Annotated in this window: 7 protein-coding genes; 6 read left to right on the top strand and 1 reads right to left on the bottom strand. The window is 67.3% G+C overall.

Annotation, left to right across the window (positions count from 1 at the left end; translation table 11 throughout):
* Nucleotides 1-14 precede the first annotated feature (14 nt).
* From ABGA99_RS04510 to ABGA99_RS04490, 5 genes are all read left to right on the top strand, one after another.
* Nucleotides 15-1,958, top strand: a complete 1,944-nt coding sequence (locus tag ABGA99_RS04510) for a CRTAC1 family protein (RefSeq protein ID WP_347579197.1) — start codon at nt 15-17, stop codon at nt 1,956-1,958.
* Entirely contained in the window at nt 1,955-3,016 is a 1,062-nt protein-coding gene (locus tag ABGA99_RS04505; protein WP_347579196.1) for an enediyne biosynthesis protein, read from the top strand. Before ABGA99_RS04510 ends, ABGA99_RS04505 begins: the two co-directional genes overlap by 4 nt.
* Before the next feature lie 4 nt (nt 3,017-3,020).
* Complete coding sequence (locus tag ABGA99_RS04500) at nt 3,021-8,975, top strand: SDR family NAD(P)-dependent oxidoreductase (protein ID WP_347579195.1); 5,955 nt, start codon at nt 3,021-3,023, stop codon at nt 8,973-8,975.
* A 3-nt stretch (nt 8,976-8,978) separates the two neighbouring features.
* Entirely contained in the window at nt 8,979-9,410 is a 432-nt protein-coding gene (locus ABGA99_RS04495; RefSeq protein WP_347582181.1) for an acyl-CoA thioesterase, read from the top strand.
* A gap of 381 nt (nt 9,411-9,791) precedes the next feature.
* Entirely contained in the window at nt 9,792-10,502 is a 711-nt protein-coding gene (locus ABGA99_RS04490; RefSeq protein WP_347579193.1) for a winged helix-turn-helix transcriptional regulator, read from the top strand.
* 159 nt (nt 10,503-10,661) lie between these two features.
* On the opposite strand, the gene ABGA99_RS04485 is transcribed toward ABGA99_RS04490, so the two are convergent.
* Nucleotides 10,662-11,996 (bottom strand): amidase, encoded by a 1,335-nt coding sequence (locus ABGA99_RS04485; protein ID WP_347582180.1) that lies wholly within the window; start codon nt 11,994-11,996, stop codon nt 10,662-10,664.
* Between the two features lie 128 nt (nt 11,997-12,124).
* Between ABGA99_RS04485 and ABGA99_RS04480 the strand changes: the two genes are divergently transcribed.
* Nucleotides 12,125-13,423, top strand: a complete 1,299-nt coding sequence (locus ABGA99_RS04480; RefSeq protein WP_347579191.1) for an aminotransferase class V-fold PLP-dependent enzyme — start codon at nt 12,125-12,127, stop codon at nt 13,421-13,423.
* Nucleotides 13,424-13,546: the final 123 nt, after the last annotated feature.

Genomic DNA, 13,546 nt, shown 5'->3' with positions numbered 1-13,546 from the left:
AAGAGCGCATCCGAATGCTTTCGCCTGCCATCTGCGCGGTCCTGCTCGCCGCGTCGTTGTTTGCGGTGACCCGAGCGGCGGTCGCCACCCCGGATCCGTCGGGGGTCGCGCCCGGCTACAAGTTCTCGCCCATGTCGATCCCGATGCCGCCCGGCTACGAGGAGCTTCCGAAGAAGACGGTCCGAGAGGTCAACCCCGCCTATCAGAAGATCCGTTCATGGATCTCTTCCGTAGGCGCCAGCGTCGCCATCAACGACCTGACCGGGAACGGCCGGGCAACCGGTATGTGTCTCGTGGACACCCGCACCGACTCGGTGATCGTCACCCACACTCCGACCGCTCCGGCAGCCGACCGATTCACTCCGTTCGTCCTCGACGCCGGCCCTCTCCCGTTCGACTCGACGATGGCGCCGATGGGCTGTGCCCCGGGCGACTTCAACAGCGACGGGCGGATGGACCTGCTGGTCTACTACTGGGGACGCACACCCGTCCTGTTCCTGGGCGAGGAGCCCGCATCCGCTTCCGCACCGGTGTACCGCCCGACCGAAGTGGTTCCCGCAACCCAAGAAGTGGACGGCTACACGGGCGAACAGTGGAACACCAACGCCGTATCGGTCGCGGACTACGACGGCGACGGCCACCCCGACCTGATGATCGGTAACTACTTCCCGAACTCTGCCGTTCTCGACCCCGACGGCCAGAACGACGTCGTCATGAACGACTCCATGTCGGACGCGAGGAACGGCGGCGGACTGCGGGTCCTGCGATGGGTACGCAACGACGACGGAAAGCCCGTGTACGTCGAGGACAAGAAGGCCGTCCCGTACGACGACGCGACCGGGTGGACGCTTGCGCTGGGCGGTGGTGACCTCACCGACGACCTCCTCCCCGAGGTCTATGCGGCGAACGACTTCGGACACGACCACCTGTTCTACAACGAGTCGAAGCCCGGCGACATCCGGTTCAGCACCGCGACGGGAGACCGCGGCTGGACCACACCGAAGTCGTTCGTCCTGGGTAACGACTCGTTCAAAGGGATGGGCGTGGACTTCGTCGACCTCTACGGCCGCGGCAAGTTCGACATGATCGCAAGCAACATCACGACGGCGTGGGGCCTCGAAGAGAGCAACTACGTGTGGCGCAACGACGCGGACACCCCGGAGGACATGGCTTCCGAACTCGATGACGGGAATGCCCCCTTCACCCAGCAGGCACAGGAGGTCGGCCTGGCCTGGACCGGATGGACCTGGGACATCAAGGGTGCCGATCTACGGAACTCCGGCAAGTTGAACGTCCTGCAGACCGCCGGGTTCGTCCAAGGCGATGGGCACAACCGCTGGGCCTGGCTGCAGGAACTGGCCACCAGCAACGACGTCCTCCTGCGGGAGCCCGGCATGTGGCCCAAGGTGGGCCCCGGCGACGACATCGCCGGTCACCAGCCGATGGCGGTGTATGCACCGGCCGACTCCGGGGAGTACGTCGACATCGCCGATCACGTCGGCATCGACTCCGAAACCCCGACCCGCGGGGTCGCCCTCGGTGACACCCGGGGAATCGGAACGCTGGACTTCGCCGTCGCGCGGCAATGGGGCCCGCCGGCCTTCTACAGGAACGATTCGCCGAAGGCGGGCCGCTACCTCGAACTCCAGCTGTACAGGCCCGCCGACGAGCAGAACAGCACCCCGTCCGCAGCCGGAACACCCGCCTACAACGCGAAGGTCACCCTGCGAACCGCCGACGGCCGCACGATGCAAAGCCAGCTCGACGGCGGTAGCGGCCATGGCGGCAAGCGGGACTTCGACGTGCACTTCGGCCTGGGCAACGACGCCCGACCGGTGAGCGCCACCCTCGCATGGCTCGACAACGAAGGCGGGCGCCACCAGGAGACCGTCCGGCTCGACCCGGGCACGCACACCTTCATGCTCACCGACACGGCCGAGGAGGTCAGCGTCCCGTGACCACCGATATCCCCAAGCGCGTCGGCCGGAGCGTTCGCGAGAAGTCCCCTCTTCCCAAGCCGACTCCACCGTCACCGACGCCCTCGCCGGCCAAGCCGCCCAGCTCCGACTCCAAACCGCCGGCCGCCCGGCCGGCCGGGAAGGATCCGCGCTACCTCGCACTGCGGAACTTCGCGATCTCCATCTCGGTTTTCAACATCATCGGCTACACCCTGCTGGGGTTCGAACAGCCGCCCCTCTGGCCGTTCTTGGCGGTGGCCAGCGCGTACGCCATCGATCTGGGCTTCGAGTCCCTCAGCGCGTGGGCACAGCGCCGGACGCCCCGCTTCCTCGGCCGGGGCTTCCGCGGGGTCTACGAGTTCCTGCTCCCCGCGCACATCACGGCGCTCGCGGTCAACATGCTGCTGTACGCGAACAATCAGTTCTGGCCTGTCCTCTTCGGCGTCGCCGTGGGCGTCACCGGCAAGTACGTGTTCCAGGCGCCGATCGGCGGCCGCATGCGCCACTACATGAACCCGTCGAACCTCGGCATCACCGTCACCCTGCTGTGCTTCGGCTCCTGGGTCAGCGTTGCGCCGCCCTATCAGTTCGGTGAGAACATCAACTCGCTGTTCCGGATCGCGATTCCCGTCATCCTCGCCACCGCGGGCACGGTTCTGAACGCGAAGCTCACCGGCAAGATTCCGTTGATCATAGGGTGGCTCGGCGGGTTCGTGATTCAGGCGATCCTGCGCAATGCCCTGTTCGACGTTGCGCTGATGGCGGCACTCGGCACCATGACGGGCACGGCCTTCCTCCTGTTCACCAACTACATGATCACCGACCCCGGTACCACGCCGTTCAAGCCCAAGGCCCAGTTCATGTTCGGCGCCTCGTCCGCGATGGTCTACGGACTGCTGATGTGGTGGAACGTGGTCTTCACGCTCTTCTTCGCTCTCACGATCGTCTGCGCGATCCGTGGAATCAGCGCGTGGATCGGCGTACTCATCGCGAAGCGCAGATCCCTGGCCGAATCGTCAGCAGCCCCGACCGGACGGCCCAGCGCACAGGAGGCCTAGGACCATGACACGACTGGCGATCGTCGGAATGGCCTGTCGATACCCCGACGCGGAGAACCCGAGGCAGCTGTGGGAGAACGTTCTTGCCGGCCGCCGGGCATTCCGACGACTGCCAGACGTACGCCTGAGTTCGGCGGACTACTACTCCGCCGATCCGGCCACACCGGACCGGCATTACGCCACTCATGCCGCGGTCATCGAAGGCTGGGAGTTCGACCGGACGAAGCACCGTGTCGCCGCGAGCGTGTACCGGTCCACCGACATCGCGCACTGGCTGGCATTGGACACCGCCGCGGCAGCGCTGGAAGACGCGGGGTTTCCCGAAGGCGAGCGACTCGACCGTGCCCGCACCGGCGTCATCCTCGGCAACACCCTGACCGGAGACATGACTCGTGCCACCGGCATGAGGCTCCGATGGCCGTACGTACGACGCACCTTGGCGAAGGCGCTGGAGGCCAAGAACTGGTCGGTCGAGGAGATCGCCGGGTTCCTCGACGAGTACGAGACCCAGTACAAGGCCCCCTACCCCGGCATCAACGAAGACAGCCTGGCCGGCGGCCTGGCGAACACGATCGCAGGACGCATCTGCAACCACTTCGATTTCGGAGGCGGCGGCTTCATCGTGGACGGCGCCTGCTCGTCGTCTCTGCTCGCCGTGGCGAACGCCGGCAACGCTCTCGCCGGCGGGCAGATCGACACCGCCGTCGTCGGTGGAGTCGACACCTCCATCGACCCGTTCGAGCTCGTCGGCTTCGCCAAGACCGGAGCACTCGCGACCTCGGAAATGAGGGTCTACGACCGAAGATCGAACGGCTTCTGGCCCGGCGAGGGCTGCGGCATGCTGGTGCTCGTCCGTGAGGAGGACGCGATCAGCCGCGGCCTGCGAATCTACGCGAGCATCGCGGGCTGGGGAGTGTCCTCCGACGGCCACGGCGGTATCTCCCGGCCCGAGGCCGACGGCCATGTACGAGCCATAGAACGCGCCTACCAGATGGCCGGATTCGGTGTCGAGACCGTCGACTACTTCGAGGGGCACGGAACCGGTACGGCGTTGGGCGACCAGACCGAGCTCGACGTGTTCAATCGCGTGATCGCGGACAGGCCGACCGGTGGCGAGCCCGTCTACATCGGCACCATCAAGGGCAACATCGGACACACGAAGGCAGCCGCCGGCATCGCCGGTCTGATGAAGGCCGCCCTTGCCCTTCACCACGGCACCATCCCTCCCGTGGCCGGCAACGTCGAGGCACACCCGGCACTCGACACCCCCGACACCCGGCTGCGGCTTCCCCGTACGCCGCGGCCGTGGCCGGCACCGCAGCCGTCAGCGACGCCGCGCAACGGGGCAGGCGGGCCGCCGCGCCGCGCGAGCACGTCGTCGCTGGGATTCGGGGGGATCAACGCCCACGTTGTCCTGGAGTCCACCGAGCCCGCAAAGGCGCTTCCCGCAGCAGCCCACAGGCATCTGATCCACACGGCCCAGGACGCCGAACTGCTGGTGCTGTCGGCATCCGGCTTCGACGACCTCCAGGCCGGCCTTCGTCACACCGCGGACGTCGCGGCGATATGTTCCTACGCCGAGCTCGGCGATCTCTCCGCCGAACTCACGCGCACCGACTCCGAGCTCCCGTTCAAGGCCGCGGTCGTCGCATCCGAGCCCGCTGCGGCAGCTTCAGGCCTCCGCGCGCTCGCCGATGCCATCGCAGCCGGCGAAACGTATCTGTTCGCGCCGGATCGTGGTCAGTTCCTGGCCCACGCCGCAACAGCCCCCCGGATCGGTTTTCTGTTCCCGGGCCAAGGCGCCCCGGGACGTGGTGACGGCGGAGGCCCCGCGCGCAGGTTCGAAGTCGTCGGGAACCTCTACCGGCAGGTGGGCATGAGGCCCCCGGGTGCCGCAACCGAGGACGCCCAGCCGCGCATCGTCACCGCGTCCCTTGCCGGGTTGCGGGTCCTCGACCGGGCGGGAGTGTCGGCTTCCGGCTGTGTCGGACACAGCCTCGGCGAACTCACCTGCCTGTACTGGGCGGGGGTCTTCGACGAGACGTCCGTCGTCGAGGTCGCGGCCTTCCGCGGCGAGGCGATGCACAACGCCACCTCGGGGCCTGCGGGCACCACTCCCCCGGCGGCGCCGACAGAGACCGGGGCGATGGCGTCCCTCCGCGCCTCCGCGGCGCAGGTTCAGCCCTTGCTCACCGGAACCCAGGCCGTCATCGTCGGCTACAACGGCCCGAAACAGACCGTCATCGCCGGCCCCGTCAACGCCGTCGACGCGGTAGTCGACGCGGCGAGGGAAGCCGGGCTGCACGGCGCCAAGCTCGCCGTCTCCCATGCCTTCCACTCGCCGCTCGTGGCACCAGCCGCCCGAAAGCTGCGCGGATACCTGGACGAGGCCGACATCGGCGAGGTCAAACGAGCCGGCGTGTTCTCGACGGTTACCGCGGAACCGATACGGATCGGATCGAGCGTCGTCGATCTCCTGGAACGGCAGGTCGTGGCACCGGTGCGGTACGCCGATGCTCTCGAGCAACTGGCCGAAGAATGTGAACTGCTCATCGAAGTGGGGCCGGGCACCATCCTGTCCGGTCTGGCGAGGGAGATATGCCCGACCGTTCCGGTCGTCTCGATGGACACCGACGGTGGATCTGTCGCCGGTGTCCTCCGAACGCTCGCAGCCTGCTACGTTCTGGGCTCGGGTCCTGATCTGGCGGCCCTCGCGGCCGAGCGGTTCAACCGGCCGCTCCCGTTGGACAAGCACTTCACCTTCATCGAGAGCCCGTGCGAACAAGCGCCGGACGCCTCGCATGTCCCCGAGCTGGAGGCCCAGCCTCCCAAGGCCGACCGCAGCGGCGTTACGGCTGATGCGCAGAATCCACTGGACACGCTGCGCCACCTCATAGCCGAGCGGGTCGAGCTCCCGGTCGCCGAGATTCAACCCGAGACCCGCCCACTGGACGATCTGCATCTGAGCAGCATCACGATCACCCAGCTGATGGGTGAAGTCTTCAAGATGTTCGGTGCGCCGATGCTCGAGCCGAGCACCAGCGTCGCGACCGCCACCATCGCCGAGCTCGCGGAGGCGATCGAGGACGTCGCTCACAGAGCCGGTGACGAAGCGGACGGCAACGCCGGCGACGACCTGGCGGGCATCAGTACCTGGGTCCGGCCATTCGTGGTCGAGCAGATCCCGTCCCCGCTCCCGCCGAGCCTGGACGAGGAGGAGCCGGGCACGTGGGAGGTGTTCGCTCCCCCCGATGAATCGCTTGCGGACACCGTGCGGCAGCGACTCGAGGCCGCCCTTGTGGGCGAGGGGGTCCTGCTCGTCAGCGGCGCATCCGGAGATGAGGACCCCGCCGACGTGTATGCCCGCATGGTGAACGCGGCAAGGCTGGCCGTCGAGCGCGGTACCCGGCTCGTCGTCGTCAACCGTGGTCACAGTGCCTCCGCGCTGGCCAAGACGGCCCATCTGGAGGCGGCGGCGGTGCGCACGACGATCGTGGACCTCGCCGACCGCATCGCGCCGGATCAGGCAGCGCAGCTGGTCTGCGCCGAGGTTGCTGCCACCGGTTCCTTCCGCGAGGTCTCCTACGACGACGATTCCCGGCGGACAGAACCCGTTCTCCGCGAGCTGACCACCGGGCACGACGACTATCCGGTCGGTGCCGGCGACGTCGTCGTCGTCACCGGAGGCGCGCGCGGCATCACCGTCGAGTGCGCCGCCGCCCTGGCCGACGAGACGGGCTGCACCCTGGCGTTGATGGGGCGGGCCGATGCTGCCGCCGACGAGGAGGTCGCGGCGAACCTCGCGCGTCTGCGCGACTCGGGCACCAAGGTGAGCTACTACTCCGCCGACGTCACCGACGCCGGGCAGGTAGCCGCAGTCACGGGGGCGATCCGAAAGGAACTGGGAGAAATCACCGGAATCCTCCACGGAGCCGGCATCAACACGCCCGTCGCCATCGGTTCGTTGACCGTCGACGAACTCGAAAGAACCGTTGCCACCAAGGTCGACGGATTCCGCAACGTCCTGGACCAGGTGGACCTCTCCCACCTGCGACTCGTCGTCGGGTTCGGCAGCATCATCGGACGCGCGGGTCTGCGAGGCGAAGGTCACTACGCCACCGCGAACGACTGGCTGCGACGGTCGATCGACTCGCTCGACGAACAGCTATCGCAGTGCCGCTGCCTGAACATCGAATGGTCGGTGTGGTCCGGCACCGGAATGGGCGAGCGACTCGGCGTGCTCGACGTACTGACCCGGCAAGGGATCGAACCGATCCCCACGGACGTCGGGGTTGCGGTCATGCTCGATCTGCTTCGCACCCGGCCGTCCCCCTCGAACGTGGTGGTACTCGGAAGGGCCGTCGGCCTCCCGACCCTCGCGTTCGAAAAGGCCGAGCTGCCGTTGCTGCGCTTCCTCGAACGCCCGAGGCTCCACTTCCCCGGAATCGAGTTGATCGTCGAGGCCGATCTCTCCTCGACGGCCGACCCGTATCTCAACGACCACGAATTGTCGGGGCATGCCCTGTTCCCGGCGGTCATGGGCATGGAAGCGATGGCTCAGGCCGCAACGGCGCTGTTCGGTGACGACGGCCCCGTGGAGTTCCGCGACATCGAGTTCAACCGTCCCCTCGCGGTCTCCGCAGGTGAGACGACGACCATCCGGCTCGCCGCACTGCGGGCCGGCGACGAGGTTCAGGTCGCGATCCGATCGTCCGAAACGCTCTTTCAGGTCGATCACTTCCGCGGGCGGTGCCTGCGCCGAGGTGATTCCGGCTTCGACCTCACCGGGCACGAGGACCAGGTGTCGGAGATGGCCGCGGAGATGCAGCGCTGGGATCCGCTGCTCAAGGCTGCCGACTGCGCCGAGACCATCGCTCCGACGACGATGAACCTCGAAGTCGACTTCTATGACCGGATCATGTTCCACGGTCCCCGGTTCCGCTCGGTGACCGACTTCCGCCTGGTAGCGGCGCGGCGATGTGTCGCGAATATCCGTCGCTCCGACAGCCAGTGGTTCTCTCCCGTCCTGCCGGATGCGCTGCTGCTCGCAGATCCGGCCGCGAGGGATGCGTTCATGCATGCGCTGCAGGTGTGTGTCCCCGACTCCACCCTGCTCCCGTCGAAGGTCGGCCGGGTGCGGTCGTTCCCCCACGGGCAGGAGGTCGAGGAGTTCACCCTGGTGGCGGCCGAACGGGCCCAGGACGGGAGCATCTACGTCTACGACGTCGTGGTCCGCGACAAGCAGGGTGCACTGGTCGCGATCTGGGAGTCACTCGAACTGACCGCCGTCCCGTCACCTCGCACGGACAGCTCCTGGACACCCGAACTCCTCGGTCCGTACCTGCAACGCTATCTCGACGATGTGCTCCCCGAACCGCTGCGTCTCGCGGTCATTCGGGATCGCCCCTCGGCCTCCTCGGGATCCCGCGGAAGCGGGACGGCCGGCAGTGCCGGCAGAGCCCAGCGCCTGCCGAGCCGTCGAGACGCCACCGAGCGCGCGCTGGCTGCCGCGTTCGGACACCCGGTGGCGTTGCAGCATCGCCCCGACGGCCGGCCCGAGACGACCGAACCCATGAGCGCGACCCACGGCTCCGGCCTCACCGCCGCCGTCGCCTCCTCCCGTCCCGTCGGCTGCGACATCGAAGCGGTCCAGGACCGCACCATGCAGCAGTGGCGCGACCTCCTCGGGCTGTCCGGCGTCGCACTCGCAGAAATGTGCAGCAGTGCGGGGAACGAGTCGTTCGCCGTCGCCGCCACCCGAGTGTGGAGCGCGCGCGAGGCTGTGATGAAGCTCGGCGTGACCGTGACGCAGCCAAAGTTGATCTTGGACGATCGAGCCCTCGACGACGGCTGGCTCGTACTGCGTCATGGCCGCGACTCGGTGTGGACGTTCTCCGCCACGCTGGCGGCGCCCACGCCGGACGAGGTGATCGTGATCGCCGTGACCGAGAAGGGCTGAACCGTGCCGAGCTTCGATATCCCCCACCTCGTCGGCTTCGAGGAAACCAACCTCGTGGGCAACGTCTACTTCGTGAACTACTTCCGCTGGCAGGGTCGCTGCCGGGAGGTGTTCCTCAAGGAGAAGGCCCCGGGGGTGCTGGACGAGATCGCACACGATCTCAAGCTGTTCACGATCAAGTGCGAGTGCGAGTACTTCGCCGAGTTGACGGCATTCGACCAGTTGTCGATCCGCATGACGCTCGTCGACCTCACCCAGACCCAGATCGAGTTCGAGTTCGCCTACGTCAAGATCGACGAGAAGGACGGCTCCGAGCACCTCGTCGCCAGAGGTCGACAACGTGTCGCGTGCATGCGCGGCGACGGCGACCATGCCAGGCCGACCCGCGTCCCCGAGAGCCTGCGGCAGGCGCTCGAACCCTACAACGTGGCGTAGAGCCCTCCACGGTGCGGTGGAACGGTCATCCCTGTCGGCGCTGCCGCCGCGTGCCCTCGCCGAGACGGAGGTCCGACTCACGGTCCTGGCCACTACACGAAGGGCATCGCAAAGTCCGCACCCACAGCGTCCGAGCCCGACCCGCCCCGTCATGAACGCCTTCAACCAACCCCCTGGCGAGCCCTCAGGGCTTGTGACCTGCGCGAACTCCTCGGCATCCCCGACGACGAGGCAAGCGTCGACACCACCCGCAGCCGCCTCGGGCGCCTCACCCGCCCAGGCCTCCTCACCGAACACGGACGAAGTCGCTACCAGAAACTGTCCTCATGTTCGTGAGTACACTGTAGAGTGCGTGGCTGAACTGCGCGGAGGTGACGATATATGGGAACGAAGCGATATCGGCAGATGTGCGCTGTCGCGGCGGCGCTCGACATTGTCGGGGAGCGCTGGACCCTGCTCATCATCCGCGACCTGGTCAACGGACCGAAGCGGTACAACCAGCTCCTCGGAGAGACTCTGGTCGGTATCGGACCGAATCTCCTCGCGTCGCGCTTGCAGATGCTGACCGACGAGGGGCTGATCGAACGGGAGCCGGTTCCCGGCGACGGTCGTGGAGTCGAGTACCGGCTGACAGCGAGCGGTGAGGCACTCAGGCCGGTCATCCTTGGCCTGGCTTCATGGGGTCTGTCGCACATCACCTCTTATGAGCCCGCCGATCTCGTACGTGCCGAGTGGGGCATATTGGCGGTGGAGGCGATGGTGGCGGGCGGGCCGGCACCAGAGGTGGACGAGGCCTACGAGTTCCGCATCGCGGACCATGTCTTTTGCGTGGTGTGCGAGAAGGGCACCGCCAGGGTCGTTGAAGGATCCGCCCCGCGGGAGGCGGCGCTGGTCGTCGACTCCGATCCGGAGACGTTCATAAGGATCGGGACGGGACAGGTCAGCCCGCTCGACGCGGTACTGTCCGGGAAGATGTCGATCATCGGCGACTCGATGGCGCTGTCGCGTTGTCTGAGACTTCTGGGTCTCAGTCTCAACTCGGGCGGGGATACACCGCCGACCGGCAAGGGTCTTGTCGAGGCCGTCTCCTAGCCTGAGGCCTCTACCGGGCCGGGGTCCTGTCGACGGGCAGTACACCGCCGACCGGGCCGGAAAGCCGTAGGGCGGAGAGCGCCCCTGGCCGCCGGTCCGGTCGCGGTGAAGATCGCGTTCACGATTTCCCGCAGGTCGCAGGGCTGGCCCCGCTCGTGGCTAGGAGACCGGCGGCGCCGGCGCCTCTCCGGGGCCCAGCTGTTCGGCAAGGTCCAGGAGGTTCGCCTCAGATCCGTGCGCCCCGACGAGCTGCACGCCGTACGGCAGGCTGCCCGACCCCACGCAGGGAACGTTGACGGCCGGATGTCCGCTCGCGTTGAACATCGCGGTGTACTGCATCATGCCGTAGGTGCGTTGCATCGCGGTTGCGGGATCGTTCATCCACCCGAGCTGCGGTGCCTGAACAGGCACGGTCGGGCTCAACAGGATGTCGAAGCGGTCCCACCATGCCGTGAGTTCGGTGATGAGTCCGCCCAGCCACTCCGCCGTGTCCCCGAGTGCTTCGGGCGTCGCCAGGGCCGCCATGCCCAGCATGTGGGCGGTTCCGGGCTCCATGTCGGTTTCGGTCAGCGGTCTGCCGAGGTCCTTCGACGCGTCCGCCACCTCCTTCGCGAGCCAACCGGCGAGCATAGGAGTGGTTTTCATCGTGAACTGGTCGAACTGCTCAAGAGCACCGGGATGGGCCGGGACGACATGGTGACCCAGGTCGCTGAGCCTGTCCGCCACCCGTTCGACCGCCTCGGCGGAGCCGCCGCCGAGTTCGATCGCGGAACTGACAGGCGAGGCGAGTACACCGACGCGGATGGGCTGAGCCGTACCGGAACGCCCGGCGTCCGACGTTTTGTCGAGGCCCAGCACCGTGAGCATACGGCGCAGGTCGTCGACCCTGCTCGTCAGGAACCCGTGCTGGTTCCAGGCCGCGAACGACGGCGTCGCGGCAGGCCCCGCGAGACCGGGCTTCAATGCGAAGACTCCGCAATGAGCCGCCGGAATGCGCAGAGACCCGCCCAGGTCCGTCCCATGTGCGACCCTCACGGCTCTGGCCGCCACCGCGCACGCCGAGCCGCCGGACGATCCTCCGGCGCTGCGATCGTGATCCCACGGGTTGCGCACCGGACCGTAGGCGAGCGGCTCGGTGGTCACCGCCAGCCCGAACTCGGCGGACTTGGTCCGTCCGACGATGTCGAACCCGAGCTCCCGCAGACGTCGCCCCAGAGTGTCGTCGTGGTCCGAGACGGCGCCGTGCTTGCGCAGGACATGGTTCCCGCGCCACAGCGGCGCACCGGTCAGCTTGAGGTCGAGATCCTTGACCAGCAGCGGCTCGCCGTCGAATGGCGCTGCCGGCCGGGGTTGCGCGGGCGGCAGCGTCGTCGCCATGAACCCCAGGGCCGCATCAAGACGGGTGATGTGTTCGCGGACATCCGCAGCAGAATCAACCTGCGCCGGATCGGCACTGGATGTGCCTGCGCTCGGTTCCGTCGACTGGTTACTCACTCCCGGCTCCCTCCTGCATGGGACAGGCCGCTTCCACCCATGCCTTGCGGGCAACACCGACAGCATGCCACTATATCTAACATATAGCGACCCACCAACCCTCGTGCTTGCGGAGGAACGACGTGCCTATGCAGAAGCACACCGACCTCACGATGCGAGAGAGCACCCCCTCATCGGAGACGACCTCCGGCCAAGCACGCGACAATCGAGGCCAGCCCCCAACGGAGGGCATCGATTGGGCGGGAGTGCGGGCGAACTTCAATCTCCAGCCGGGCTGGGCTGATTTCACCTCGTTCATGTTGTCCTCGCATCCGAGGCCCGTTCGCGAAGCGATCACGGAACTGGCCCGTCGTATCGACGCGCGCCCGGAGTGGGCCGAACTCGCCGCACTCGAATCCGGCGAAGCGAACATGATATTTCAGGTGAAGTCTGCAATCGCCGGGTACGTGGGGGCACAGCCGGACGAATTCGCACTCGTGCAGAGCACAACGGCCGGATTGGGTCTGCTGTACGCCGGTCTGCAACTCCACCCGGGCGATGAGATTTTGCTTTCCGAGCACGACCACTACTCTCATCACGAGGCGGCCCGGCGCAAGGCCGAGAAATGCGGTGCCGCCGTGCGATTCGTGTCGCTCTACGAGGACGGCGCGGCGCTCACGGAGGACGAACTGATCGAGCGCGTGACCGGTGCACTCACCGCCCGCACCCGCGTCGTCGGACTGAGCTGGGTGTACTCCGGCACCGGGGTGCGGATGCCGATACGCAAGGCGGCGGATGCGATCCGCTCCTGGTACGGGGCACGTCCGAATCCGTTGATCGTGGTCGACGGCGTCCATGGCTGCGGGGTACTCGACGAACCACTCGACGGGCTGGGCGTGGACTTCTTCGTGTCAGGAGTCCACAAGTGGATGCACGGCCCCCGCGGCACGGGCTTCATCTGGGGTGAAACGGCGAGCTGGCGGTATGTGGAACCGACGATCCCGACCTTCGAAATCGACGCGGACGTGTTCGGGACCTGGGCCGGCCGGGGACACCTGCCGCCCACGCGGGCCTCTTTCGTCTCCCCCGGCGGCTTTGTCGCCTACGAGTACCTGTACGCCGTTCCCGCGGCGGTCGACTTCCTGACAGGCATCGGGAAGAGCGCGATCTCCCGACGCGTACTCGGCCTGAACACGCGACTCAGGGAAGGGCTGGCCGCTCTTCCCGCAGTTCGCCTGATCACTCCCCTGCCGGAGCACATGAGCGCGGGCATCGTGTGCTTCGAGGTCGACGGGCTCGACCCGCGTGAAGTCGTGGCCGGGCTGGCGACACGGCACATCCGATCGGCCACAACGCCGTACCCCAGGTCATACGCCCGGCTTGCCGCCACCATCCAGAACTCGGAAACCGACGTCGACGACGCGATCGACGCCGTCGCCGGTCTGTAACGGCGATCACCGCGGCGCTCCAGGCCGTCCTCGTCACCCGCCACCAGCAGTCACCCGCCCGAGCGTCAACCGGCAACGCCCGGTGAAGACCCCGACATCACGTCGCAATCTCCGGCTGTCGTA

Origin of the sequence: Streptomyces sp. B5E4 (genome assembly GCF_039871555.1) — a bacterium.
Taxonomy (GTDB): Bacteria; Actinomycetota; Actinomycetes; order Streptomycetales; family Streptomycetaceae; genus Streptomyces.
The sequence above is the reverse complement of the archived record's forward strand: the minus strand, read 5'-3'. Positions and strand labels throughout refer to the sequence as shown.